This window comes from Pedobacter zeaxanthinifaciens, from assembly GCF_003313335.1.
Taxonomy (GTDB): Bacteria; Bacteroidota; Bacteroidia; order Sphingobacteriales; family Sphingobacteriaceae; genus Pedobacter; species Pedobacter zeaxanthinifaciens.
The window spans coordinates 18780-44428 of the sequence record NZ_QMHP01000015.1; the positions used below are offsets into that span (position 1 = coordinate 18780).

At 38.8% G+C, this 25649-nt stretch carries 22 protein-coding genes; 7 read left to right on the forward strand and 15 right to left on the reverse strand.

Annotated features, from left to right (window positions below):
- From DUT68_RS17385 to DUT68_RS17420, 8 genes are all read right to left on the reverse strand, one after another.
- Window positions 1-1332, reverse strand: a complete 1332-nt coding sequence (locus DUT68_RS17385) for a flippase (RefSeq protein ID WP_113639506.1) — start codon at window positions 1330-1332, stop codon at window positions 1-3.
- 18 nt (window positions 1333-1350) lie between these two features.
- Complete coding sequence (locus DUT68_RS17390) at window positions 1351-1875, reverse strand: DinB family protein (protein WP_113639507.1); 525 nt, start codon at window positions 1873-1875, stop codon at window positions 1351-1353.
- Between the two features lie 43 nt (window positions 1876-1918).
- Window positions 1919-2608, reverse strand: a complete 690-nt coding sequence (locus DUT68_RS17395) for a YjjG family noncanonical pyrimidine nucleotidase (protein ID WP_113639508.1) — start codon at window positions 2606-2608, stop codon at window positions 1919-1921.
- 33 nt (window positions 2609-2641) lie between these two features.
- Complete coding sequence (locus DUT68_RS17400) at window positions 2642-2884, reverse strand: DUF2442 domain-containing protein (protein WP_198659626.1); 243 nt, start codon at window positions 2882-2884, stop codon at window positions 2642-2644.
- Window positions 2885-2886: 2 nt separating this feature from the next.
- The gene (locus DUT68_RS17405; RefSeq protein ID WP_198659627.1) at window positions 2887-3162 is read right to left on the reverse strand and encodes a DUF4160 domain-containing protein; all 276 of its coding nucleotides are present in this window, start codon (window positions 3160-3162) and stop codon (window positions 2887-2889) included.
- Window positions 3163-3257: 95 nt separating this feature from the next.
- Entirely contained in the window at window positions 3258-3902 is a 645-nt protein-coding gene (gene upp, locus DUT68_RS17410; RefSeq protein WP_113639510.1) for a uracil phosphoribosyltransferase, read from the reverse strand.
- Between the two features lie 83 nt (window positions 3903-3985).
- Window positions 3986-5296: a polysaccharide deacetylase family protein gene (locus DUT68_RS17415; protein WP_113639511.1), complete on the reverse strand. Its 1311-nt coding sequence runs from the start codon at window positions 5294-5296 to the stop codon at window positions 3986-3988.
- Between the two features lie 20 nt (window positions 5297-5316).
- Entirely contained in the window at window positions 5317-5832 is a 516-nt protein-coding gene (locus tag DUT68_RS17420; RefSeq protein WP_113639512.1) for a DUF6702 family protein, read from the reverse strand.
- A 76-nt stretch (window positions 5833-5908) separates the two neighbouring features.
- Between DUT68_RS17420 and DUT68_RS17425 the strand changes: the two genes are divergently transcribed.
- Both DUT68_RS17425 and DUT68_RS17430 read left to right on the forward strand, forming a co-directional pair.
- Window positions 5909-6493: a HupE/UreJ family protein gene (locus tag DUT68_RS17425; protein ID WP_113639513.1), complete on the forward strand. Its 585-nt coding sequence runs from the start codon at window positions 5909-5911 to the stop codon at window positions 6491-6493.
- Between the two features lie 7 nt (window positions 6494-6500).
- Window positions 6501-8870 (forward strand): M1 family metallopeptidase, encoded by a 2370-nt coding sequence (locus DUT68_RS17430; protein WP_237088372.1) that lies wholly within the window; start codon window positions 6501-6503, stop codon window positions 8868-8870.
- Between the two features lie 22 nt (window positions 8871-8892).
- On the opposite strand, the gene DUT68_RS17435 is transcribed toward DUT68_RS17430, so the two are convergent.
- Window positions 8893-9186, reverse strand: coding sequence for an ATP-binding protein (locus DUT68_RS17435; RefSeq protein WP_157960912.1), 294 nt, complete (start codon window positions 9184-9186; stop codon window positions 8893-8895).
- A 133-nt stretch (window positions 9187-9319) separates the two neighbouring features.
- Here DUT68_RS17435 and uvrB point away from each other — a divergent pair, with 133 nt between their 5' ends.
- Window positions 9320-11362, forward strand: coding sequence for an excinuclease ABC subunit UvrB (gene uvrB / locus DUT68_RS17440; RefSeq protein ID WP_113639516.1), 2043 nt, complete (start codon window positions 9320-9322; stop codon window positions 11360-11362).
- Window positions 11363-11477: 115 nt separating this feature from the next.
- Window positions 11478-14258, forward strand: coding sequence for an outer membrane beta-barrel protein (locus DUT68_RS17445; protein ID WP_157960913.1), 2781 nt, complete (start codon window positions 11478-11480; stop codon window positions 14256-14258).
- 89 nt (window positions 14259-14347) lie between these two features.
- Here DUT68_RS17445 and DUT68_RS17450 read toward each other — a convergent pair whose 3' ends face one another.
- A complete protein-coding gene (locus tag DUT68_RS17450) occupies window positions 14348-14764 on the reverse strand; it encodes an OsmC family peroxiredoxin (protein ID WP_113639518.1) in 417 nt (138 codons plus the stop codon).
- A 136-nt stretch (window positions 14765-14900) separates the two neighbouring features.
- On the opposite strand from DUT68_RS17450, the gene DUT68_RS17455 reads away from it, so the two are divergent.
- The gene (locus tag DUT68_RS17455) at window positions 14901-15377 is read left to right on the forward strand and encodes a nuclear transport factor 2 family protein (protein ID WP_113639541.1); all 477 of its coding nucleotides are present in this window, start codon (window positions 14901-14903) and stop codon (window positions 15375-15377) included.
- Here the strand turns inward: DUT68_RS17455 and DUT68_RS17460 are convergent.
- Window positions 15364-15645 (reverse strand): ATP-dependent Clp protease adaptor ClpS, encoded by a 282-nt coding sequence (locus DUT68_RS17460; RefSeq protein ID WP_113639519.1) that lies wholly within the window; start codon window positions 15643-15645, stop codon window positions 15364-15366. The two genes, DUT68_RS17455 and DUT68_RS17460, sit on opposite strands and share 14 nt — an antisense overlap.
- A 515-nt stretch (window positions 15646-16160) precedes the next feature.
- On the opposite strand from DUT68_RS17460, the gene DUT68_RS17465 reads away from it, so the two are divergent.
- Together DUT68_RS17465 and DUT68_RS17470 are read left to right on the forward strand one after the other, a co-directional pair.
- Window positions 16161-17207 carry a 3-oxoacyl-ACP synthase III family protein gene (locus DUT68_RS17465; RefSeq protein WP_113639520.1) on the forward strand — a complete coding sequence of 349 codons (1047 nt, stop codon included), beginning with the start codon at window positions 16161-16163 and terminating at the stop codon, window positions 17205-17207.
- Window positions 17208-17439: 232 nt separating this feature from the next.
- A complete protein-coding gene (locus DUT68_RS17470; RefSeq protein WP_113639521.1) occupies window positions 17440-18384 on the forward strand; it encodes a Smr/MutS family protein in 945 nt (314 codons plus the stop codon).
- Window positions 18385-18405: 21 nt separating this feature from the next.
- On the opposite strand, the gene DUT68_RS17475 is transcribed toward DUT68_RS17470, so the two are convergent.
- The 4 genes from DUT68_RS17475 to DUT68_RS17490 form a co-directional block, all read right to left on the reverse strand.
- The gene (locus DUT68_RS17475; RefSeq protein WP_113639522.1) at window positions 18406-19281 is read right to left on the reverse strand and encodes an SDR family oxidoreductase; all 876 of its coding nucleotides are present in this window, start codon (window positions 19279-19281) and stop codon (window positions 18406-18408) included.
- A 58-nt stretch (window positions 19282-19339) separates the two neighbouring features.
- Window positions 19340-20104, reverse strand: a complete 765-nt coding sequence (locus DUT68_RS17480) for an enoyl-CoA hydratase/isomerase family protein (protein WP_113639523.1) — start codon at window positions 20102-20104, stop codon at window positions 19340-19342.
- Between the two features lie 75 nt (window positions 20105-20179).
- Window positions 20180-22882 carry a TonB-dependent receptor gene (locus DUT68_RS17485; RefSeq protein WP_113639524.1) on the reverse strand — a complete coding sequence of 901 codons (2703 nt, stop codon included), beginning with the start codon at window positions 22880-22882 and terminating at the stop codon, window positions 20180-20182.
- Entirely contained in the window at window positions 22879-25587 is a 2709-nt protein-coding gene (locus DUT68_RS17490) for a SusC/RagA family TonB-linked outer membrane protein (RefSeq protein ID WP_113639525.1), read from the reverse strand. Before DUT68_RS17490 ends, DUT68_RS17485 begins: the two co-directional genes overlap by 4 nt.
- Window positions 25588-25649: the final 62 nt, after the last annotated feature.

A 25649-nucleotide genomic window follows, 5' to 3' on the forward strand; every position in this document is an offset into this window, starting at 1 on the left:
TTAACGTTTAACAAGTTTTTGAAATAGTGTAACCAAAAATAATGATTTTAACATCATTAGGCCCTGCTTACTGGTTTTAGGAATAAGTAAAATCAAAAAGGTAGCAGAAAAATACGCCGCTAAAGTAGCAATTGCCGCACCCATAATGCCATATTTTGGGATTAGAAAGATATTTAAACCGATATTAACTATTGCCCCAAAAGCGGTGCGGGCTAAAGAAATTTTGGTATAGCCTTCAGCAATCAGGTATTGGCCGCTAGCCGAGCCTAAAAATACAAAAATGCCAGCCCAAACATGTACCGAAAGCACATGAGCGCCACTCCAAAATTCACTAGTATAAATAATTTTATAGGCCAAAGGCGATATAAATGTAGTCACAATGGCGATGCTCAGGCTAAGCCAAACCATTAAGTCGTACATGTTTTGTAGCCGCTTTTGATAACGTTGTTGGTCATCTCTCCTGGCATTCATAATGGCAGGGAAAACGGAAGTAACAATAGCTACCGGGATAAAATACCAACTTTCGCTCAATTGCACCACGGTAGAGTAAATGCCCAATTCGCCCGAACCTAAATAATTATCAACCATCAGCTGGTCTATCTTCATGTATAATGAAACCAAAATAGCGGAAAAAGCCAAAGGCCAAGAATTGGCTAGCAGATGTTTTGCTACCGATTTTTGATAATTCCAGTGGGACAAGCTGCCAACCTTCTTGAAATAAAAATAAAGATAGCCAACCGACAAAATTACTGTATCAAAGAAAATGGCCCAAATGAACCAGCCTAATGGGGCGTGGTTGATAATGAGTATGAGCTTAACTAAAGCAGATAAGATGTTTCCAAAAATTTGTGTAAAGGTTACATATTTAGCCTGTACTGTGGCTTGAAAATAACTATCAGTAATATAAAAAGCTTGTGTAATTCCACTTAAACCAACAATTAGAATGTAGTTTAAGGGCGTTTGCGTAGGCGTAAAAAAATGCTGGTTTACCCAGTAGCCTAAGTAAATTAAAGGCAATGCCATTAATCCACCTATCAATTTTAGCCTTAAGGCGGTTCCTAAAAGTTCATTTCGTTTTTCAGGATGCTTTAAAAGTTCTCTTGTAGTAAATCCATCTAATCCAAGTGCTGCAGCGGCTATAAAAAATGCAACAAAAGCTTGTGGATAGTTGAGTAGGCCATTTTGGTCTTTACCTAAATAGTTGGCAATAGCAAAGCCAACCAAAACCTTAATTAACAAACTGCCGACACGTGCCAAAATTAGCCAGCCAGTATTTTTTAAATACTTTTGTAGGGCATCTTGGTCAAAACCTTTAATGTGTGGCAGTTTCATCGGCTCAAAGATGCGAAATTAGCGCTGTAGCAAAAAACTATTTTCAATGCGTTGCAGTTGCTGGTAGTGGTGTTTCAAGTGAATTTCAATAAAACGTAACCACTGCTTGGCATTTAGATAGCCTAGCACAGGATGTTTCACTTTCATTTTAGGGTCAGCATCCTTGATTTTCGACTGCACATTTGCGAGTTGAAGTTCAAAATCTGTAATAAGTTGCTGGGCAGCAGTAATGCTGATTTTCTTTACCCTAGCTGCTATTTTTGGCGGCGCTTTGTACTTTTTCCTAGGAGGGAACATTCCAAAAAACAGCACTAACTTTACCAAAAAAGCGGTTGGCTTTAGCTTGCCTTCGTTTTTTATACAGCTGTTAATCGCCAATACCGATAGCAAACTGGCATCAAAAATATGCGAATAAACTTCGCTGTAGCTCCAGCCGCCAATAGGTGGTGCCAACTCAAATTGATCAGTACCTAAAGCACCTAGCTTTTTGCGGTAGGCTTCAGCTATGCTTAAAACAGATTGATATATTTTGTCGCTATTCATTAGCACATTTAACGTTTCTGCAGTGAAAATCTTTTATCTGAAATTAGAAGTGGTTCATTAACTCTTCTAAATGGTGGATTTGTTCCTGCACATCACTAGGTTTTTGTGCTTTAAAAGGGTTGAAATAAATTGCCTTTATGCCAAAGTTTTGAGCGCCGTACACATCAGCTTCAATGCTATCTCCAATCATCACGCTCTCGTGTTTTTGTGCTTTTGCCAAGTTAAGTGCATACTCAAAAATTGCCTTGTCGGGCTTGTTAACACCCACATCTTCAGAAATCACAACGTTTTTGAAATAGGGATTTAGGTTAGATACACTCATTTTCGTAGTCACCGCTTCCTTAAATCCGTTCGAAATAATGTGCAAATGATACTTTTCTTTAAGATAAGTGAGCACTTTCTCCGCACCATCGAAAAGGTTTGTTTTAGTGGGGCCTAATCGTACATACTCGTCTTCAAAATCAAGCGGTATTAAATCTGGTTTTACTCCAAGGTCGATGAAGGTTTTTCTAAATCTTTCCTGGCGTAAGGCCTCCTTGGAGATTTTGCCAAGGTGATATTGCGCCCACAGCTGGTGGTTATTGATGGTGTAAGTAGCAATAAAATTCTCCGCCGATGTTAAACCAATATTTTCGAGTTGATAGGTTTCGTATAGTTCTAAAAGCGTTTCGCGGGCATTACGGTCAAAATCCCAAATGGTATGGTCTAGGTCGAAGAAAATGTGCTTAATCAAAATTTAAAGTTGAGCTATTTTAAAGTTGGTGAGTTAAATGGTTCCCTCATGTAAATCCCAAATCGGAAAGCACATCTCATAGTCGTTCCAAACAATATCGCCGTATTCTATTTTAAAATTTTTAAATTCAGTTACATCTAAAAATTTTTTGGTCATTGGACTTTTTGCTGATTTCAAAAAGTTGGCAAAATCAATAGTACGTACTTCTCCATCGGAAAACTCAAATTCAATTTTATAATTTTCCAGATAATTCGCTTTATTAATTGCTATAACCATAATTATAATTTTTTATTAATGATTTCCGGTTCTATTGCTTTATTGTAAACGAAAAACTCAATCCATTTGTTTACGATATCAAACTTATATGCATTTACAAAAATAGTGAAATTCTTAAGGTTTTTCTTGTCCAATGGTTTCTTGCCTTTTACATCTGAAACTCTAATTTCCTTGAAAATACCGTTTTCAAAAATTATTTCTGCTTTACTTTCCATTCCTTGAAATTTTCCATGAACGTGAATAGGCTCATGTTCATTTGAATAAAAAAGTATAATCAACCCTTAATATTCATAAAGCTTTGGCATATATCTTTAATTGGGTATTCTTTTGAACCTTTCCGACTTTTTTTCTTTATTGAGGTTTATACAATGATTTATTGCTTTACACCATAAGCCAAATCTCCGGCGTCGCCTAGGCCAGGTACAATATAACTTTTACTGGTCATTTCGTCATCAATAGCGCCTAGCCACAAATCTGCTTTTGGTAAATTGGCTCTCACATGTTTTACACCCTCGGCGCTCGCAATAGCGGCAACAATGTGTAACTTATCAATTTTATAAGCACTTATTAACTGTTTGGCACAAAGCACCACGCTTAGTCCGGTGGCTAGCATTGGGTCAACCAAAATAACTGTTTTACCTTCTAAATCTGGTGCAGAGATATGCTCCATTTGAATAATGAAATCTCCGTTTTTTTTGGATTTACGGTAGGCGGTAATAAACGCAGATTCTGCTTGGTCAAATACGTTGAGCATGCCTTGGTGCATAGGCAAGCCTGCCCGTAAAATGGTAGCCAGCACAGGCTGTTGTACTAATACCGAACTGTTGGCTATACCAAGTGGCGTTTGTGTTTCAACCTCCTTGTATTTTAATGTTTTGCTGATTTCGAAAGCAAAAAAAGCGCCTAGCCGTTCCATATTCTTTCTAAAACGCATGGCATCTTTCTGGATTTGCTCGTCCCTCATTTCGGCAATAAAAGTGCGGGCAATGGAATTGTTTTTGCTTAGGTCGTATATCATACCTTAAACTTACGATTTTTAAGTTAAATTATGAGATAAACGCAGGGCTTGCTAAAATGTTCCAGTTGCCAGCTGCCAACTAATTATTGTGAGGCCGCCGCCAACATGTGCTCGTAAACCTGTTTCCAGCCCTTCCAATGGCCAGTTTCAGATAAGCTTTCGTTGTGCCACAAGCTGTAAAAACTGCCGTCAACCATCTTCACGCAATTCACTAGTTCCTCAATAAGTAAGGTGGCTTGTTTTGGGGATAATTTGAGGTATTTATGTAGCGTTGCATCCATCACGGCAAAAGGATAAACTTTAAGGTGTGATTGCTTTTCCAACTGTAAATCGTACCAAAAAAATGGCGTACAGGTGCCAGCTCTAAAGCCAACTTCCGAGGCGTAGCCCATTGTATAATCGTGGTTGATGCCAACTTTAATGAGCTGTAAATAAGTTTTGGGCAAATGGAGTTTTAAGTAATGCTGTCGCGATAAATCGGTGGTTTTTTTTAACAAAGTGTCCAACACCATTTTTTCTTCCTTCAACTTTAACACGTTGCTATTGGATGCGTATGAAGGATGGATTCCAACCTTGCCCTGTTTGGCCGTTGCCACAATCAAATCCTGCAGAAGCTCATCATTGGGATGGATATTAACATCGTGATTTTTATCTCCCTGATGGGATAATAGGAAAAAGAAAATAGGCTTTAAATGATATCGCTGATGGATTTGTTGCAGAAATTGGTAGGTGTCAAAAGGATCTTTGCGTTTGCCTAAGCCAGTGGTGATAATATTTTTAAGTCGTTCGGTATCGCCTTTGGCCAACGCCTTTAAAAGCCTGGCGGTGTTTTTTACTATGCCGCTTGATTTAAAATGATAAGCCCGATCAATATCTATGGTTGGTACGAACTCAAATTTGCGTGTGCCAAAATGCAAGTTTTCCAGTTTGCTAGCCAGTAAGTTTTTAAGGATAATGGCCCATTGGTCAACTACGGGAGTTCTAAGCAATCCAAGTTCAAATTGTAAACTAGCTTTGGGCGGAAAGCGCAAATGCTCATCAGGAGTGTAAGGCAAATACTCTTCATATCTGCTTACAAAGTAAAACGAAGCGGCAAAAACATCAAAAGGCAATGTGCTATCTTCTACCGCAAATGGCACTTTTTCTCCACCAAATGCTGATATTTTAATGCTTGGCTTTTCAATATTGTTTTTGGAAAGGAAACCCGATGCTTTGAAAAAAAGCTCTTTTCCGGTTGGCCGCTCTGCATAACTAAATTTGGGACCTTGATAAGCTTCAAATTGATTGGTAACACTGGTAAGTTCTATGTCGCATCGTAATACTTCCCTAAACATGAAGTTGAAAATATACTTGATGCGTGGCGTAACCTGTGGCGTATAAATGAGCAGTTGCATTATACTAAGATAGCTAATCTTTAAAAATTAATGATCATTTGCTTATCTGGAAAGTTAACTTTTGTGCTTTTTCTCGCAGCATTTTTTTCTACGTGGAGGATGTTCATTTGGTCATCAAACAAATCATACAAAATGCCATTGCTTACCGCTAACTTTTTAAATGCGGCTATATTTTCTATCTCTAGGTAGATATTGGTTGCTTCGTGATCATTTTCAAATCCTATGTAGTTTGGTTCAACGGATTTTCCATCAACTACAAATTTCAAATTGGTAGTTACGTAACTTTTTACCAAGGCATTCATTTCTTTAGCCTGTTTTTTTGCGCTTAGGTCAATTTTTTTCTTGAAACGCTGGTTTAAAATGGTTTCAAAGTCATCTGTAAATATGCGGCAGGTAATTTCCAGCGATTTGCTTTTCGTATTGTAGGCAATTTCTGTAGTGCTTACGTGAAAAGGGTGTTTGTATTCGTGGGGTTTTCCGTAAAACAATACGGGGATACTGATAAAAAGTAACAATTTTGACAATAACGCACTCATTTCCTAAACAACTTCTTAAAAATTAAACGAAACAATTTAACTTAGCTAACATTACGACGCTAAACTAAGTTTTATTATGCCCTTTTCCGATTTTTTGTTTTATTTTAAACTAGGCTGGTCACATATAGTTAGTTTAGATGCGCTAGATCACCAACTTTTTATTTTAGCATTAGTTGCAGTTTACACCACGCGGCACTTAAAACAAATTTTAATTTTAGTTACGGCATTTACCATTGGGCACTCGGTTACTTTGGCACTTAGTGTTTTTGATATAATTCGGTTTAGTAGCAAATGGGTGGAGTTTTTAATTCCGTGTACTATTTTTCTCACCGCTTTATTTAATCTCTTCCGTAAGGAAAAAATACAAAAAAAAATAGCTTTAAATTACTACTTGGCACTTATATTCGGTTTAATTCATGGTATGGGCTTTGCCAATTCGGTGCGCATGATGCTGGCTAAAGATCAAAATATTGGTTGGGGCCTGTTTGGTTTTAACGTGGGACTGGAGGTTGGTCAAGTGGTTTTCGTGATTTTAATATTGGCAGTATCATGGTCAATGCTTAACTTGTTCAAAACCAAAAGAAGAGATTGGATTATATTTGTTTCATCGGCAGTTTTTGCTTTAGCTTTGCAGATGGCCATACAAAGAATACCTTTTTAAAAGAAAGATGATGAAGAAATTTTCTTATTTATCGCTTTGCGCAGTATTACTGATGCAAACAGCAGTAGCTCAAAACATTCAAAATAATCCGGGTAGCAACCACGGAAATAAGTTTGAGCAATTGGGCACCATTTTGCCAACGCCTAATGAGCAGCGCACAGCTAGTGGAGCGCCCGGCGTAAAATATTGGCAACAACGTGCTGATTACGACATCAAATGCGAATTGGATGAAACGACACAAACTTTAAAAGGTAGCGAAACAGTTACTTATACCAATAATTCGCCCGACCCGTTAACCTACATTTGGTTGCAGCTAGATGAAAACCAGCACAGCAGCGTGAACAACGCCAATTACCAAAGTGCAAGTAAAATGCCGGAGCGTACAACCGATAAACAAATTAGCGGCTTTGAGTTAAGCAATGCTGATAATGGCTACGGTTTCCGTATTTTGAAATTAACAGATGCTTTAGGCAAAAGCCTGAAATATACCATCAACAAAACGATGATGAGGATAGAAGTTCCAACCTTAAAGTCGGGACAAAAATTTGTGTTTAAGTTAGATTGGAGCTATAAAATTGCCGATAGGATTGCGATGGGCGGCCGCGGGGGTTATGAATATTTCCCAACTGATGGCAATTACTTATTTACGATGGCGCAATGGTATCCTCGTTTGTGCGTATACAGCGATTTTCAAGGTTGGCAAAACCACCAATTTACTGGTCGCGGAGAGTTTGCATTAACCTTTGGTGATTTTAAAGTGCAAATGACCGTTCCTGCGGATCACGTGGTTGGTTCAACAGGGGAGTGCCAAAACTACGCACAAGTACTATCAGCAGGGCAACTGGCAAAATTCAACAAAGCGAAAGTGGCTACATCGCCAGTAGAAATTGTAACATTAGCTGAGGCTAAAGCTGCAGAAGCAAAAAAATCAACCGCAAAAAAAACTTGGATTTTTTATGCTAAAGATGTGAGAGACTTTGCTTGGACATCATCACGCAAGTATATTTGGGATGCCATGAATCAAAAGGTAGATGGCAAAAATGTGCTTTGCATGAGTTTCTACGGTAAAGAAGCCTACAATTTATACAGTAAGTTTTCGACAAAGGCAGTTGCTCATACCATCAAAACTTATTCTGATTTCACCATTCCTTATCCTTACCCTGTTGCGCAAAGTATTGAAGCTGCAAATGGTATGGAGTATCCGATGATTTGCTTTAACTACGGCCGTACCAACGAAGATGGAACTTATAGCGAAACCGTAAAAAATGGCATGCTAGGCGTAATTATTCACGAAGTTGGACATAACTTCTTCCCGATGATTATCAATAGTGATGAGCGCCAGTGGAGTTGGATGGACGAAGGTTTAAACACTTTTGTAGAGTACCTTACCGAGGAGCTTTGGGATAACAAGTTCCCTAGCAAACGAGGGCCAGCTTATACCATTGTACCTTACATGAAGTTGCCAAAAGATCAATTGGAGCCTATCATGTCTAACTCCGAAAACATTGTTCAGTTTGGACCTAATGCTTATTCAAAACCGGCTACAGGCTTAAATATTTTACGCGAAACCATCATGGGGCGTGAGTTGTTCGACTATGCGTTTAAAGAATACGCAAAGCGATGGGCTTTTAAACATCCAACGCCGGCCGACTTTTTTAGAACTATGGAAGATGCCAGTGGAGAAGATTTAGATTGGTTTTGGAGAGGCTGGTTTTACAGCACTGATGCTTGCGATATCTCGTTAGATGAAGTACGTTACGCTAAAGCTGATTTTCCTAAGCCTGCAAAAACAATGAAGCAACAAGCAAAAGTGGAGAAGCCGTTGCTAACTTATGATGATATCAGTAAAATTCGCAATAGAGAAGATAAACGCATTAAATTCTATACTGATCAGGATTTAGAGGCAAGGGATTTTTATTGGAAATATGCCCGCGGCTTGGTACAGGTTGATAGCACTAAGGCCAAAACTATTGAAGTAACCTTGCCTTTAGACGAGTTTACGGCTGATGAAAAAGCAAAGTACGCCAATAAACATTTCTACGAGTTGAACTTCAGCAATAAGGGCGGTTTGGTAATGCCAATTATTGTAGAGTTTACGTTTAAAGATGGCACTAAAACTTTGGATAGAATTCCGGCACAAATTTGGCGCTTAAATGAAGTGAAAACGTCTAAGTTTTATGCACTTGATAAAGAAGTGGCCAGCATCAAGGTTGATCCTTTTAGAGAAACAGCTGACATTGATGAAAGCAATAATACTTGGGGTGCAACTGAAGCTTCGCCTTCTAAGTTCCAATTGTTTAAGTCAAAACAAATGGCTGGCAGAGGTCAATCAGAAGGTATTAATCCAATGCAGCTAGAAGTAAAGAAAAGTAAGTAATGTACAGCATCTTGCCAGCGCACTACAGTGTTGGCAAGATGCTGTTTAAAAAATGACTTAAGTTAGTTACCTCTATTGTTTTCGACTGATAGGTTTCGCTTTTTGGTGTAATGATGAAGCTCTTGGTAGGTTCTAAATCTTCAATACAATTCAAAAAACCTTTTGATACAGTAGGGCTATTCGACAATTTAATTTCTACACAAGCTATTGGTTTAAGCCCCTCCACCAAAACCAAATCACATTCTGCTCCGGCCTGTGTTCTGTAAAAAAACAATTCCAGGCCTTGTCGTTTGAGTTGATATACCTGTTCTATCACGTAACCATTTATGCATTTACCTAGTAAATCAAAAACTAAACTTTTGATTTACTAGGTAAATAAACGTGTTTGTGTTTTTATAAACCTTCTTTAAGCTAAAAATTGTTTAGCTTGATATCTTATCTTTGTAATAATGAAGTTCAAACTCATATCAGAATATAAACCTACTGGCGATCAGCCGGGAGCGATAGATCAGTTAGTGCAAGGCGTTAATGCAGGCGAGCATTATCAAACGCTGTTGGGCGTAACCGGCTCGGGTAAAACTTTTACGGTGGCTAATGTAATTGAGCAAACTCAAAAGCCTACGCTTATTTTAAGCCACAATAAAACTTTGGCGGCGCAGCTGTATGGTGAAATGAAGCAGTTTTTCCCCGAAAATGCGGTAAATTATTTCGTTTCCTATTACGATTACTACCAGCCCGAGGCGTATATGCCTACTACCAATACCTATATCGAAAAGGATTTACAAATTAACGAGGAAATTGAGAAACTACGTTTACGCTCTACTTCTTCCTTAATTTCGGGACGTAGGGATGTCATCATCGTTTCGTCTATTTCTTGTATTTACGGTATGGGAAACCCTGATGATTTTTCCAAATCAGTGTATCGTTTTGGGGTTGGAACGAGAGTGAGTAGAAATGCATTTTTACATCATTTGGTTGAAATTTTATATGCCAGAACGATCAATGATTTTAAACGAGGAACTTTCCGTGTAAAAGGGGATACGGTAGATATTTATCCTGCCTACATGGATTATGCCTATCGCATTTCTTTCTTTGGAGATGATATAGAAGAACTATCAGCTATTGATCCTGTAACTGGAAAAACGTTAGAGAAGTTGGAAGATATTGCCATCTACCCAGCCAATCTTTTCGTAACACCTAAAGACAGGTTTAACCAATCCATTTGGGGCATACAAGAAGAGTTAGAAGTTCGTAAAAATCAGTTGCTTGGTGATGGTTTGCTTTTAGAGGCAAAACGTTTGGAAGAAAGGGTGAATTTCGATATTGAGATGATGAAGGAATTGGGTTATTGCTCTGGAATTGAGAACTACTCACGTTTTTTTGACGGCCGTACCCCCGGAATGCGCCCCTTCTGTTTACTTGATTACTTTCCTGATGATTACCTAATGGTGATTGATGAAAGTCACGTAACTGTACCGCAAATTAGAGCTATGTACGGCGGAGATAGATCACGTAAGTTATCTTTAGTGGAATATGGCTTCCGTTTGCCTTCAGCTTTGGATAACCGTCCACTCAACTTTGAGGAGTTTGAACGTTTAGCACCTCAAACTATTTACGTAAGCGCAACTCCGGCCGATTACGAATTGCAAAAATCGGGTGGTGTGGTAATTGAGCAGGTAATTAGGCCTACCGGATTATTAGATCCGCTGATTGAAGTGAGACCTGCCATTAACCAAGTGGATGATTTGTTAGATGAGGTGGATAAAACCATCAAACAAGGCGATAGGGTATTGGTAACCACGTTAACTAAGCGCATGGCCGAAGAGCTTACCAAATACATGGATAGGCTTAACATTAAATGCCGATACATCCACTCGGAAGTAAAAACGTTGGAACGTGTAGAAATACTACGCGGCTTACGTTTGGGCGAGTTTGATGTTTTGGTTGGAATCAACTTACTGCGTGAGGGTTTGGATTTACCAGAGGTGAGTTTAGTAGCTATTTTGGATGCCGATAAAGAAGGCTTCTTACGTTCTGACAGGGCCCTGATTCAAACTATTGGTCGTGCTGCCCGTAATGATCGGGGTCGGGTAATCATGTATGCCGATGACATTACCGAATCTATGGAACGTACGATAAGCGAAACTAACCGACGCAGGGAAAAACAAATTGCCTATAACTTAGAGCATGGCATTGTTCCAAAAACAGTCGGAAAATCTAAGGAAGAAATCTTAGAGCAAACATCCGTTTTAGAGGTTTCGGAAAAACAAAAAGCCAGGGCAAAAGCGTATGTAGAAGTTGATGAAGTTAGCGTAGCTGCTGATCCGGTGGTGCAATACATGACCAAACCCGAAATGCAAAAAGCCATTGATAAATCACGTAAGGAAATGCAAAAAGCAGCCAAAGAAATGGACTTTTTGCTGGCAGCACGCCTACGCGATGAAATGTTTGCCTTAGAAAAAGTATTTGAAGAAAGGTTTGGAAAGGCTTAATTATCAGCTGTTAATGTAAAAATATTGGCATTGGCTTGTCCATTGCTTTGCGTGTATTTCTTCATTTGGTGCAACATTGGGCGCTGGGTTGCGTCTTTTGACTAAAACCATTCAAATGAAGAAAATTTTACCGCTGTTACTTTTCGTTTTTATTTTTCAAATCTCTAACGCTCAAAAAGGAACCATTACTGGTGTGCTGTTAGATAGTGCCAACAAAAAAACGACCCTCAATTTTGCTACAATTTCTGTTTTTAAGGGTGCAGATACCGTGTTGCATACCTACAAGCTGTCTGATGATAAAGGAGTTTTCAAACTCGCCAATCTGGAAGCGAACACCAAATACCGCTTGGTAATTAATGCTTGGATGTACAATGTGGTTCGTAAGGAAGTTTCCATTGATCCGGCGCAGCTGAATGTAAACTTGGGCAATATCTATCTCTCTGAGAAAACAAATAATTTGAACGAGGTGGTGATCCAATCCGAGCGACCACCAATTATAGTTCGTAAAGATACCATCGAATTTAATGCCGAATCTTTTAAAACTTTGCCAAGTGCCGTAGTAGAAGATTTGTTGAAAAAGCTGCCAGGAGTAACTATTGATGGAGATGGAGGCATTTTAGTGAATGGAAAATCAGTAAGTAAAATTTTAGTTGATGGAAAGGAGTTTTTTGGAGGCGACCAGCAAATTGCTACTAAAAATCTTCCTGCAAATATCATTGATAAAGTGCAGCTCACCGACGATCCTGAGGCTAAGCGTAGAGATCCGGATATTGTTGCTGGGAACATTCCTCAAATTATCAATCTAAAACTTAAAAAGGCCATTAAAAGCGGTGCATTTGGAAAGTTGTATGCTGGTGCTGGTCCTAGGGAATTGTTTGAAGCCGGCGGTATTATGAACTTTTTCAGAGATACCACACAAGTAAGTGTTTTAGCTTACGGTAACAATGCAAATAAGCCGGGCTTTAGCATTTCTGACGTAATGCGCATTGGTGGTTTTCAACGTTCGGGAGTTAACTCTACCTCTATTAATTCCGATGGTGCTTTCAGTTTAAATGGAATTTCCTTTGGAGGCTCAATGAACGGCGGTATCCAAAAATCTGCGGGCGGTGGTGCTAACTTTAATACCATCACCAAAAAAGGTGTTAAAATTAATGGCAAGTACTTTTTAGGTTACAGCGATAACTTTACTGATCAGCAGACAGACGTGGATCAAACACTGGCGAATAGGCGAGTGTTTACCAATTCCATTTCTCAGCAAACTAGCCGAAATTATAGTCACAATTTTGGCGGGCGCATAGAGGCAAAATTAGATAGCTTAACCAAGCTTACCATAGAGCCAAATATTTCCATTGGCATTTTGAATACCAGCGGCTTGCTCAAAACATCAACCTTTAATAATCAATTACTATTAGAAAGTAATGGCGATAACAGTTCTAAAGTTAAAGGTAATGCTGCCGATATTAACTTAAGTACAAGTATTTGGAAAGATTTCAAGAAAACAGGCCGCTCCTTAAATTTAACATTCAATTTTTCTAAAAGAGAAAACTTAACGGATAGTTACAATATTAATGAAAGCAATTTTTTCATTCCAACAAAGCCAAGCGAGTATTTGGATCAATGGAGGGATAACAACATTTCAAACTTAAATCTTAACATTAACGGAAATTATAGCGAGCCAATTAGTAAAGTGCTAACACTTAGTATTGCTAGTAGTGCTAACTTTTTAGATAATGAAAATGCATTGGCTACCTTTATTAAAAATCCTAACAACCAAGCATACGATATTCCTGTTCCGCTACTTAGCGAAACGGTGAACCAAAGTGGTTTCAAAACTAATAACCGACTAAGTTTGAGATGGAAAATCACCAAAGATTTAAATGTACAGCCGGGTTTTGTTTTCAACACCATCGATTTAAAAAATGAATTTGCCAACAACCAAGGGTTTGATCAGCATTTCCAATTTTTTGCACCTCAACTAACTATCAGGTATAAAAGCTTAAACTTTAGCTATTCTCCATCTTTTAGAGAGGCCGATGTAAGGTACCTGCAACCGGTTGCAAACAATACCAATCCTTTTTTCATCCAAAATGGAAATCCAAATTTAAAGCCTTCAAAAACACATCAGGTAAATATGAACCTGTATAAGTACGATACACAAAAAACACTAAGTTATAACCTATACTTGGGCGGTAGCGTACAAAATGATGGAATAATCATGTCCAGAACAGTAAGCGATGGTGGTGTGCAAACTACTACGCCTGTTAACCAAAATGGCATTTGGCAGTTCCATAGCAACGGTAACATTTCAAAGGATTTTAAAGGAACTAAAAGACAATTTACTTTAAGCACAGGCTATTGGGGAAATTACAATCAAAGTTATGTGATTGTAAACAGCGTGAAAAGTAAAAGTGTACTTATTAATGGCGGTCCTCGTTTAGGAGGTCGCCTTAACTTAAACGACAAGTTTGAGCTTGGCGAAACTTACAGCTTTGGTTTTAATAGCAGCAATTACGAAAGTGATTTCTTTAGAGATTTAAATTACTACAACCACAACAGCGATACAGAGTTGATTATCCGCTTTCCAAAAAAGGTAGTTTGGGAAACCAATTACAAACTACAGTATAACACCCAAACACTCAACGGACAAAGCAATACGCTCAACTATTGGAATGCTGCAGTTACATTGCTATTCCTTAAAAATGATAGGCTGCAACTGAAATGTAGCTTCAACGATATTTTAAATACCAATAACCGCCGCTACGTTTACATTACCGAGAATACCGCTAGGGATTTAAGGATAAACAATATTGGTAGGCACGGACTCTTTACCTTCACCTACAACATTCAAAATTTTGGAGGAAAGGTTGGCGGTAAAGATACCATGTTTAGATTTTAGGATGGTTAATAGTTAATTAAATGAAAAAAGGCCGTGGATGCGGCCTTTTTCATTTTAAATTCAACTGCGTTAAACGCCTTTAAAATTGCTTATAACAATTCAGACTCTAACGTAATATCTGTATTTAACAATTTGGAAATAGGGCAGTTAGCTTTGGCGTCAGCTACTAGCTCATCAAATTTTTCTTGAGATAAACCTTCAGCCTTTACCTTTACCACCAAGTGGATATTGTCAATTGCACCTTTTTCGGGGTTGAGGTTAACCGTAGCCTTGGTTTCGATGCTTTCTGGAGTAATGCCTTCGCCTGAAATGTTGAAGCTTAATTTCATGCTAAAACAGCCGGCATGCGCCGCAGCTACTAACTCTTCAGGGTTGGTGCCAACACCTTCTTCAAACCTGCTCTTGAATGAATACTGCGTATCTTGTAAGGTAGTGCTTTGTGTAGTTAAAGTACCTTTACCATCTTTTCCAGTGCCATTCCACATGGCAGTTGCGTGTCTTTTCATATTTTTTAATTATTTAGAATGATATATGTTTGTGAGCAATAAAGCTATACAAATTTAATGAGCGTTTTTTCAACTAATGTTTTTGCAGCGTTAATTGTTTTTTAAATTTAACTTTAATCTTTTAAAACCTAAAATCATGACGGCTAACGAACAATTGATTACCCAATTTTATACCGCCTTTCAGCAAAAGGACTTTAAAACAATGCAAAATAGTTATGCCGACAATGCCATTTTTAACGATGCGGTGTTCAGCAACCTCAATGCTACAGAGGTAAGGGCCATGTGGCAAATGCTGATTTCAAGAGGTGCAGATATGAAGTTAAGTTTTGGCGATGTAAAACAAAGTGGCGATCAAGTTACAGCTTATTGGGAAGCGCATTACACCTTTACAGCAACCGGAAAAAAAGTGGTTAACAAAATCAACGCTCAGTTTCAAATCAACAACGGCAAAATTGTAAAACATACCGATAATTTCGATTTCTACAAGTGGGCAAAGCAAGCCTTTGGTTTTGGCGGTTTTATTTTAGGATGGACCAACGCTTTCAAAGGAAAAGTGCGCCAAACCGCAAAGAAAAAATTAGATGATTATCTTCAAAAAACTAATCTACAGTAACCGTTAGGCCTTCTTGCTGTAAAATTTTTCTGTACACTTCCATTTCAGTAAACGAGCCCTCTAACACGGCGCATTTACCTTTGTTATGCACTTCCCAAGCAATTTTTTCGGCTTGGGTTTCACTGTAGTCCAAATAACGCATCATACACCAAATCACATGGTCAAAAGTATTCACATCATCGTTCCACAAAATTAAACGATGCACCGTTTTCAGTGAAGTTAATATTTCCTCAAGTGTGAAGGTTTCTTCTTTGGTTTCTGTTGACATGCTGCAAAAATACAAATTGATTTACGAAATACGATTGTAGATTTACGATTTGGTTGAGGAACATTTGATTAAGATGTTGTTTTATATTTTTTGAAAAGCAAAACCTATGGTTCTTCGGTTGCGCCAGTCCCGCTTTTCGTTAAAATCTTTTTGTTAGGCACTACAGTTAAATAGTTGTCATGCTGAGCTTGTCGAAGCATCTATTAGGCAAAATGCTTCGACAAGCTCAGCATGACAGGAACAAAAAGTATTTCCACTACAATCGGGTTTGTAGAACCAAGACTTGTACTAATTGCAAACTTTGACAAACCTCAAGCAAGAAGGATAGACTTTGCGTTCTTTGCTAAACTCTTTCTTGTCTTTGCGTGAATAATAACCGTAAAGGTTTTAAAGCTTTCGCAAAGTGGCGCAAAGGGAAAACCGACGTTGCAGTCTTTCGTTTGTGCCGGTCAATCGTAATTCGTCAAACTAAAATCGTAAATTAACCTATCTTTGAAAATCAAACCACCCAAAATATGTACAGGTCAAAAATAGCTGGTATTGGTCATTACGTACCTAACAACGTGTATACAAATAACGATTTGTCCAAGTTCATGGAAACTAGCGACGAGTGGATTCAAGAGCGTACCGGGATCAAGGAACGTCGTTTTGCCGACAGGTACGAAGAAACCACCACTACAATGGGCATTGAGGCCGCTAAAGTGGCAATGGAAAGGGCAGGCGTAACTACAGCCGATATCGATTTTATTATCTTCGCTACCCTCAGTCCAGATTATTACTTTCCGGGCTGCGGTGTATTGCTCCAACGAGAAATGGGCATGAAAGAAATAGGTGCTTTAGATATCCGTAACCAATGCTCGGGTTTTGTGTATGCCTTGTCAGTGGCTGATCAGTTCATTAAAACAGGAATGTATCAAAATATTTTGGTGGTAGGCAGCGAGAAACATTCGTTTGCAATGGATTTTGAAACACGCAGTCGCAATGTATCTGTAATTTTTGGCGATGGCGCCGGAGCTGCAGTTTTACAAAGAGCAAACAAGGATGGACAAGGTATTTTGAGCACACATTTGCATAGTGATGGCGCCGATGCCGAAATTTTAGCAATGCACTATCCGGGAGCGCATGCCAACAAGTGGTTGAAAGATAAACCTGCATTTCCGGATCAGGAATTGGGCGGGCTTTTTATCACCAACGAACAGTTGGAAAGTGGTGCGGCATTGCCTTACATGGATGGCCCTGCGGTTTTCAAAAAAGCAGTAGTTAAGTTCCCAGAAGTAATTAACGAAGCGCTTAACGCAAATAATTATACTGCAAAGGACATTGATTTGCTAGTGCCTCATCAGGCTAATTTGCGCATTAGCCAGTACGTACAACAGCTATTAGGTTTAAGCGATGATAAAGTGTTCAATAATATTCAAAAGTATGGAAATACCACTGCCGCTTCTGTTCCTATTGCACTAAGCGAAGCTTGGGAAGCAGGAAAAGTAAAAGAAGGCGACTTAATCTGCCTCGCTGCATTTGGCTCTGGTTTTACCTGGGCAAGTGCGCTAATAAAATGGTAATTTGATTGACGATTTTAGACTTACGAATTTCGATTGTTGAACTAAAATCGCCTGCTATTTTCCGAGCTTTCTTATCTTTATGCAATCATAAGAAATTATATCTTCCGACTTTGCACATCCAACTTTCGTTTGCTTATCTTTATGCAATTCGTAAGAAATATATCTTCCGACTTCGGACATCCGACTTCCGGACTAAATCTAAATACTAAAATCTAACTACTAACTACTAAAAATGTTCAAAATAGGGGATTACGTCCGTTTCATCGACGAAAAAAGAGAAGGTTATATTACCAGAATTATCGATAGTGCGTCAGTAGGTGTTACCGATGAAGACGGCTTTGAAATTCCGGTAGCGGTAGGTAATTTGACCTATGTACATGGGCATCACAGCAATGCGGATACTGCAAATAATGCAATGCCTGTCGCAAAAGTGGATGATCAGTTTGTTGAAAACGGCGTTTATTTAGCCGTTGCAGAAGACAATAAAGGATCAGTAGTTGCTCATTTCACCTTGGTAAATCGTAGTTCATTTCAGCTATTGCTTACATTAAAAACTGAAAAAGGAGGCGTCTTCAAAGGAGATTTTGCCGGTGTAATTCAGCCAAAAAGTAGTGTGCAAGTTTACACGGCCAATCTCGGCGATTTAGATAACTGGCCTAGCTTCACCTTTCAATCGTTATTTTTTAGTACTGGTAATGTTGCACCTAAAAAGCCTTTTGAATTGCACAAGCGATTTAAGTCGAAAGATTTTAGTGGTGCAAAAAGTCAAATCAACGAAATCAATAAATACGGTTGGCTAATCCGATTAGATGAAGCGCCATTGGTAATTGACGCACAAAAATTGAAAGAAAGTTTTTTCAGTGTAAAACAAGAAAAACCAAAGGTGTTTAAGCCAGCACAAGAGGTTGATTTACATATTGAAAAGCTACGTGATGACCACCACTTTCTATCGCAGAGTGAGATTTTAGAAATACAATTGAAGAAATTTCAGGAAATATTAGATGCGGCTATTGTACACCAAATGCAGTCGATTGTTTTTATTCATGGGGTGGGCAACGGCACATTGCGCAATCAGATCCATAAGCTAATTAGCAAGCACCCGCAAGTGCGCACCTTTATGGATGCCAGAAAAGAGAAGTTTGGATATGGCGCTACGGAGGTGATTTTTAAAGTGTGAGTGAGTGCCGTATCATCTGCATTAACTCCCCTTAGCATTTCTAGTCATTTGCTCCAACATATCCCACATTTCAGATGGAATTGCCTCTAAGCCGTTCATTTGTCCGGCACCTTGCAACCATTCGCCGCCATCAATAGTAATTACTTCACCATTAATGTAGTTGGAGAAATCACTTACCAAAAAGGCAGCTAAATTGGCTAGCTCTTGATGGTCTCCTACACGTTTTAGAGGTACACGGTTTTTGAAATCGAATTTTGCAGCTAAGTCTCCGGGAAGCAACCTATCCCAAGCACCTTTAGTGGGGAATGGCCCCGGAGCAATAGCATTGGTACGGATTCCATATTTACCCCATTCTACCGCTAATGATCTGGTTAGAGCAAGCACCCCACCTTTGGCACACGCAGATGGAACTACATAAGCAGAACCAGTAAACGCATAAGTAGTGACAATATTTAATACGCTTGCCGCCTGTTTTTGCTTGATCCAATGTTTCCCGAAAGCTAAGGTACAATTTACAGTGCCTTTAAGTACAATATCAATAATGCTAGAAAATGCGTTAGCTGAAAGACGCTCGGTAGGTGAAATAAAATTGCCAGCGGCATTATTTACCAATACATCAACGCTACCAAATTTCGCTAAAGTTTCTGCCAATACGTTTTCAACCTGAGCGTTATCACGAACATCGCACTGTACCGCTAAAACTTTGCCGCCAGTTGCCTCTTCCATTTCCTGAGCGGTTTTTTGCAAAACATCTAACTTCCTGCTGGTAATTACCAAGTTGGCGCCTAATTTTAGGAAATAGCTGCCCATTGCTTTGCCAAGCCCAGTTCCGCCGCCTGTAACTACAATAGTTTTACCCTTAAGGGCATCATCTTTTAACATTGGTTGGTTGTACATTTGTTAGTATTTAGTAGTTAGATATTAGCAGTTAGAAAGCCGCTTTTTAATTTTTAATTTAACTTTTCGATTTAAGCCCGTCTATCAAAGATTTTAAAATGGCTCTTGTAGCTGGCGACCACCATTGCTTGAGCATCAGCTCTAAGTCTTCACTTTGGTCGGCACTTGTAGCATCAATAATCTCCTTACGTAGGTTTAACTTGCTTTGTTGCCAAGTGTTTGCCTCAAAGGACATATATTTGCGCACCTTTCTTTCGGCGGCAGTTAAAATACTTTCTGATTTTACCAGCTCATCAACTAAGCCAACTGTTAAAGCTTCGTCAGGAGAAAATAGTTTGCCTTCTAATAAGTTTTTATAAGCGTTAGCCTTTCCAAGCCAAAAGGAATACAGAGAGAATATGCTATTTGGAACAATAATGCCAACTGGAACCTCATTTAAGCCTATAATGTACCTGCCTTCGGCCATCACTCTGGCATCACAAGCTAAGGCAATTACGCAACCGCCAGCTGGGCTATGGCCATTAATTGCAGCCACTAAAGGTTTTTTGAAGGCAGTGATTTTAGCAACAAAATCTAGAAATAAATACCAGAAGCTTTTTGCCTCTTCTTCGTTGTAATGATAAAGCTCAATTAAATCTAAACCCGCCGAAAAAAAACTCTCCCTTCCAGTTATAATGGCACCGCCGATATTGTCATCTTGCTCAATGTTGTGCAGCATAGCAGTTAATTCGGTTACCATTTCGCGGTTTAGCGAATTAGATTTGCCTCTGTTTAAAGTAATAATTGCAAGTCTATCTTTAACAGATGTTGAAATTGTATTCATACCCCTTAGCTCATTTTTAGTTTCATAAAGCTAAGAGGTTTGACTTTATTATGCAAGCATAATTTATTTTGTGTTTTATTTTACTTCGTAAGTTAATACTTTCCTGGCCAAATTACCATCGGCATCAATGCCTTCAATTACGATACGTTGTTTTCCTTTACGATCAGAATTGTAAAATGAAAACGAAGCCAGCCCTTTGGCGTCAGTAAATATTTGCGGGTTCCAGTACGTTGTGGTACGTAAATCGGCAGTCTCGGTTTTTACATCGTATTTTGGAGAGTAGAACTGTTTGATAGGGGTATATCCCTTTAAAGTGGAAGCAACTAAGCCTGGGGTATAAATATCTGCCATTGTTAGGCTTTTGCCCCGTTTGCTGCTTACTACCAATAAACCATCATTCACTTGTGTGCCGTAAATGGTTAGTAAAGAAGGCGTGGTAATTACTTCTATGCTCTCAATATTTGCAACAGGTATATCTTCTAATTTTAAGTTTTGCAATATCATCCCGTCAAGTGAAACGGACAAAACTGGATGGTAGATGTTACCGGTTTCATCTAACTTACTGCGAGTGCTGATGGCATAGCCAGCGCTATCAGCAACGCCTCTTACCCTGCCTTGTGCAATAAAATTTGCTAAGGATGGTGTCATGCCTAAATCGGCTTCAGTAATTACTTGGTCGGCCCGGCCCCTACCGTTCAAGTTGAGCGAATGTGGCGCCGCCATATCCTCTTTCGTTATTTTTTTGCCTACAATATCTACAGTTTTGAGGACGTTGGTTCGCTCCAAAAATCCACTTTTCATCTGCTGCTCAAAGTAGGCATCGCTTGAGCTGAGGTAACTCATCAAGGTTACATTTACATCCTTTTCTTGCGGATATTTACGTACGTCAATTTCTTCCGAAGTTACTTTGTCTAATCGTACATTTACGTTCTTTTTACCCTCGGGAGTTGCTGCCTGAACAATGAACTTATTGTCATCTTCCAAGTAAATCTCATCGAATTTAAAACTCCCTTTTTCATTAGTCTCTGTATTGGCAATTACCATTTTATTGTTGGGAAAAAGCAAAGTAACCTTAGCCTTATTTACCGGTTTTTTACCTATTGTAGTTACCGTTCCCTGTATCGATATGCCTTTTTCTGGCTGGTATTTTTGGGTATTAGCTGTAGCAGCCCAATCAATATTTCTCCAAGCTTGTGTGAGCATTAAATTATCAATACGTTCTCTGTTTATAGCGGCATCACCAATAAAATAGGCGCCAACATTTTCGATGAATCCTTTTGCTTCGGATTTAACCAAAAGGCTGCTAAAAAGATTGCTTTCATTGTTTTCGTCGGCATTAACTGCATCTAAATTAGTTATTGCCACTGATAAGCTGCCTTGTGTTGGTAAACCATCGTTTGTAGCATTCAGGTTAATATCTACCTTTTCTCGGGTATGATATACATTTTTCAGGCCTTCGGTTGCTAAAGCGATGTACGTTTGCGGATTGTTATTAAATACTATACGTTCAGCTGCGGCTTTTCCTTGAGGGTCAAATAAAGTGAGTTGGATTGTTCCGCTTGGGAGCTTGCTGCGAGGGATGCTAACCGAAGAAATTTGTCGTTGGGTAGGTATTGCGATATCAAACAACACACTACCTAGCCTATGTCCAATTAAACGGAGCTGCCCATTGTTAACCAAAGATTCGCTCATCAAAACTTTGACATCAATCTTTGTGCTATCGAGTGCTGTTGCGGCAAGTGCGTATCCAGAGGCAACAACTTTAGGCAAAGGGAAGGTTTTTACACCACCGTTGTGCTTAACCTTTGCGCTGTAGGTTTTAGAAGCATCGGGTGTTAAAAAACAGTTGCCCATGCCCAGGTATAGGGTTTCAAAAGCAGTTACTTCATTACCGTCATTATCTACAATAGTACCAGTAATATTTTCGCCAAGCCCCAAGCTATTAATGGCCTTTATACCTATTTTGCATGGCAGTCCACTTACTAAATTACCGCCTTCAGGTAAAAATTGAACATCAATATTGTTGTTATTCAATACAATTGGAATAGATTTCAGCACATTAAAGCCATTAGTTAATTGCGTTGATAAATTGATGTATGGGTTAAAGCTTTGAGCCGCTTTAGGCTCTTCAAAAGATAAGGTGATTTCTCCATTAGCGTTGGCATTGGTTATCCCTTCCAGTGGTTTTTTGTCAGTTAGAAATATCTGGTAAGTGAATTTGCTCCCTGCCAATGGCTTCTTATCCTTATCTGTAATTTTAATTATTGCCTTTACCGTAGTAGTATTATCTTTTGAAAAAGTGGTTTGAGTATAGATATTATTATTAAGTGAATTACCTATTTTGATGTTTTGATCGTAAAAATAATTTGGCCCAGCATTACGCATTAAATTGGTATAGGCTCTTAACCGATAGTTACCTTCGCTTAGCGTATCAGGCAGTTCAATACTGCCCCAAGTTGTACCTCCTTTAATAGGCAAGGTTAACTGTTTAGTAAGCTGATTTTTTCCATTAATAAGATCGGCGTGTAATACACCACTGTTTGAAGACGGTTTATTGCTGCTGTAATCAACTACGTAAGCCTTTAACCAAATAACGTCGCCGGCAGCGTAATAAGGCTTATCTAAATGCAGGTGAACCTTTTCATTGGGTAATGAGGCAATTGATTTCAGGCGTTCATCAGCCGAATTTAAGGTTTGAGCATTTACATTACTACCACAAAAATAGGCAAGTGCAATCAACGAAAGCATCATGCCAATTTTAATGTTCAGTTTCTTCATTGTATATTTTTTACTTGATAATTCAGTATTTTTCTGGCTAAATTTCCATCGGCATCAATGCCCTCAATTACAATACGGTGTTTACCTTCTTTATCTCCATTGTAAAAAGAAATACTCATTTTTCCATCTTCACCACTGGTTAAATTTGGATTCCAGTAAACGGTTGTTCTTAAATCAGGGGAACTGTTTTGATCTGTAACATCATATTTTGGAGCATAAAAAAGTTTTGCAGGAGAATATCCTTTTATTGATGATGCGACTAATCCGGGAGCATGGATATCTGCTAGAGATTTTGATTTTCCCCTTTTGGTGCTTATTACTAGTAACGCATCGGATATGGTTGTTCCGTACATTACAAGTAGGGCTGGGTTTAACAGTACTTCAATACTTTCAATGTCATCAACTGCAACTTGTTCTACGTCAAACTCTCTAATAAGCACCCCATCAATTTCTGCAGAAACCTCTGAATAAGGATACCTTGTAATTTGTAGCGCGTTATCCGAACTGGATCCTGATGCTATCGTTACACCTCTGATACGCCCTGCCAAAATAAACTGTTTGAGAGAGCTTGCGAACTCTAAATCTTTGGCCGAAATTACCTGATCAGCTCTTCCAGGGCCATTTCTATTGGTAGAGTATGGCGCTGTCATTTCTTCCATTTTAGTCTTCTTTTCTACAATGGTTACCGTTTTCAGCAAATTTGTTTTGTTGAGCATTCCATTTTTATACAGCTCTTTAAAGTAGTCCTGGTTATCGTTTAAATAGTTGCTCAGTTCTGAGTTAACGTCAGTTTCTAGTGCTAATCTAGTTAGCGCTTGAACCTGTTGATCATCTATTTTATTGATATTGACGTCAACATTTTTTTTGCCCTCCTTGGTACTGGCTTGTATTACGAATTTGTTCTCGCCTTCTATATAAATGTCTTGGAAGCTGAATTTTCCTTCATCATCGGTTTCCGTATTAGCTACTAGCATTTTGTTGTTAGGGAACATAAGTACAGTACTTGCCGATGGAAGGGGCTTTTTTCCTAAAGTTGTAACTCTACCGTTAATTTGCAGGTTTTTTTCGGGCAAATATTTGATGTTATAAAGTGTGTCTTGCTTGCTCCAATCGAATTTACGCCACGCTTGGGTGAGCATTAAGTTATCAAGGCGCAATCGAGATTCCTCGTTATTTGCTGCAAAATAGGCATTAGGCTTTTCAATGTGGCCTCTTAAGTCTGATTTGAGCAGCAAACTTGTTAAAATATTAGTTTCATTATCTTCATCGGCCCCATCATTGTTAACGTTAACCGAGCTAATGGAAAAACTGCCAGCAACTGGCGTCCCGTTATTCAGCGCATCAATATCAATGGTAACTTTATCTCTCTTTTTGTATTGGTTTTTAAGCTGATGTACGTTCAATTTAATTTCGCCGATTGATTGGCTGTTGTTGATGAAAACCATTCGTTCACTCAGTGGCTGTTCCGTAGCACTGTACAGGTTAAACTGGATGATGCCAGACGGGAACATGTCTTTTGGAATAGATAGCGAGGAGATTTGCTGATCTGTAGAAATTGCCATATCAAACAGTAGTTTTGCTCCACGGCGTGCCACTAATTTTAAAGGTGCTGTGTTAAGAAGCAACTTGCTTGTAAAAACTTTGATGTCAATTTTGGTGCTATCTAAGGAATTAATGGCTAACTGATAGCCCGATTTTTCGATGCTTGGCAGGTTGTATGTTGAGGTGTTACCGTCTGCTAATTTGATTTTTGCAGTGTATGTTTTGTTTACATCAGGCGTAAGTATACAATAGCCCATGCCCAAGTAAGGCGCTTCAAATGTAGTAACTTCTAAACCTTCATTATCTGTAATAACACCCTTTATATTTTCGCCCAAACCATTTTCGTTAATGGCTTTTATACCAATTTTGCAAGGAAGCCCATCAATTAAATGGCCGCCTTCAGGCAAAAACTGCACATCGGGTTTTATTGCTTTTAGCTTAATTGGAATGGTTTTTTTGTTTTGAAAACCGCTTTGTTGCGGAAGCGTAATGGCAATGTACTGCGGTAAGCTCTCATCAACAGTTGCCAGCTGGTTGAAATTGATTTTTAGCACACCGTTAGCATCAGTTACCACATTGCCTAGGCCTTTAATTTTATCGCCCGCCATCACTTGATAGGCAACTTTTGTATTTGCGTAAGGTTTTCCGTCGCGTTTGGTTAGCTTGATGCTGCTTTTAACTAAAGCACTGCTTTTATCGGTACCTTTGGTAAAGGTGGTTTGGGTAACTAAATTGCTTGTAAGCGAGTTGCCTATTTTTACATCTTGGTTAAAGAAGTAGTCTTTCCCAAAATTCCTCATCCATTGTGTGTAGGCGCTTATGCGATAATTCCCCTCCGAAAGTGTATCTGCTAATTCTATATTGCCCCAAGAGGTACCGCCCTTGATAGGGAATTTCAGCTGCTGTGTGATTTTGTTCTTTTCGTTGATTAAATCAACATACAGTACACCGCTTGTAGCACTTGGTTTATTGCTAACATAGTCGGTAACGTAAGCTTTCAGCCAAATAATATCTCCAGCTGCATAATGTGGTTTATCAAGTTGTAAATGTATTTTTTCATCTTGAAAACTCTTATAGTTCACATTTAATTTTGATGATTGCGCTGTTACTAATAGCGGACTAAGAAGCGTTATTAAACTAGCTATAGCTTTAAGTGTTTTCATTTCAGGAGGTTAATTAGTGGCAAAAGCAATTTAGGTGAATTATTTTAAATTAAATGGCAACC

Excerpts from the sequence above, each read along its gene's own strand:
- DUT68_RS17465 (WP_113639520.1), top strand. The coding sequence starts at position 16,161 with ATGTACAGGTCAAAAATAGCTGGTATTGGTCATTACGTACCTAACAAC.
- DUT68_RS17485 (WP_113639524.1), bottom strand. The coding sequence starts at position 22,882 with ATGAAGAAACTGAACATTAAAATTGGCATGATGCTTTCGTTGATTGCA.
- DUT68_RS17415 (WP_113639511.1), bottom strand. The coding sequence starts at position 5,296 with ATGCAACTGCTCATTTATACGCCACAGGTTACGCCACGCATCAAGTAT.
- DUT68_RS17445 (WP_157960913.1), top strand. The coding sequence starts at position 11,478 with ATGAAGAAAATTTTACCGCTGTTACTTTTCGTTTTTATTTTTCAAATC.
- DUT68_RS17450 (WP_113639518.1), bottom strand. The coding sequence starts at position 14,764 with ATGAAAAGACACGCAACTGCCATGTGGAATGGCACTGGAAAAGATGGT.
- DUT68_RS17390 (WP_113639507.1), bottom strand. The coding sequence starts at position 1,875 with ATGAATAGCGACAAAATATATCAATCTGTTTTAAGCATAGCTGAAGCC.
- DUT68_RS17420 (WP_113639512.1), bottom strand. The coding sequence starts at position 5,832 with ATGAGTGCGTTATTGTCAAAATTGTTACTTTTTATCAGTATCCCCGTA.
- DUT68_RS17460 (WP_113639519.1), bottom strand. The coding sequence starts at position 15,645 with ATGTCAACAGAAACCAAAGAAGAAACCTTCACACTTGAGGAAATATTA.
- DUT68_RS17385 (WP_113639506.1), bottom strand. The coding sequence starts at position 1,332 with ATGAAACTGCCACACATTAAAGGTTTTGACCAAGATGCCCTACAAAAG.
- DUT68_RS17425 (WP_113639513.1), top strand. The coding sequence starts at position 5,909 with ATGCCCTTTTCCGATTTTTTGTTTTATTTTAAACTAGGCTGGTCACAT.
- DUT68_RS17430 (WP_237088372.1), top strand. The coding sequence starts at position 6,501 with ATGATGAAGAAATTTTCTTATTTATCGCTTTGCGCAGTATTACTGATG.
- DUT68_RS17490 (WP_113639525.1), bottom strand. The coding sequence starts at position 25,587 with ATGAAAACACTTAAAGCTATAGCTAGTTTAATAACGCTTCTTAGTCCG.
- uvrB (WP_113639516.1), top strand. The coding sequence starts at position 9,320 with ATGAAGTTCAAACTCATATCAGAATATAAACCTACTGGCGATCAGCCG.
- DUT68_RS17480 (WP_113639523.1), bottom strand. The coding sequence starts at position 20,104 with ATGAATACAATTTCAACATCTGTTAAAGATAGACTTGCAATTATTACT.
- upp (WP_113639510.1), bottom strand. The coding sequence starts at position 3,902 with ATGATATACGACCTAAGCAAAAACAATTCCATTGCCCGCACTTTTATT.
- DUT68_RS17470 (WP_113639521.1), top strand. The coding sequence starts at position 17,440 with ATGTTCAAAATAGGGGATTACGTCCGTTTCATCGACGAAAAAAGAGAA.
- DUT68_RS17475 (WP_113639522.1), bottom strand. The coding sequence starts at position 19,281 with ATGTACAACCAACCAATGTTAAAAGATGATGCCCTTAAGGGTAAAACT.
- DUT68_RS17400 (WP_198659626.1), bottom strand. The coding sequence starts at position 2,884 with ATGGTTATAGCAATTAATAAAGCGAATTATCTGGAAAATTATAAAATT.
- DUT68_RS17455 (WP_113639541.1), top strand. The coding sequence starts at position 14,901 with ATGACGGCTAACGAACAATTGATTACCCAATTTTATACCGCCTTTCAG.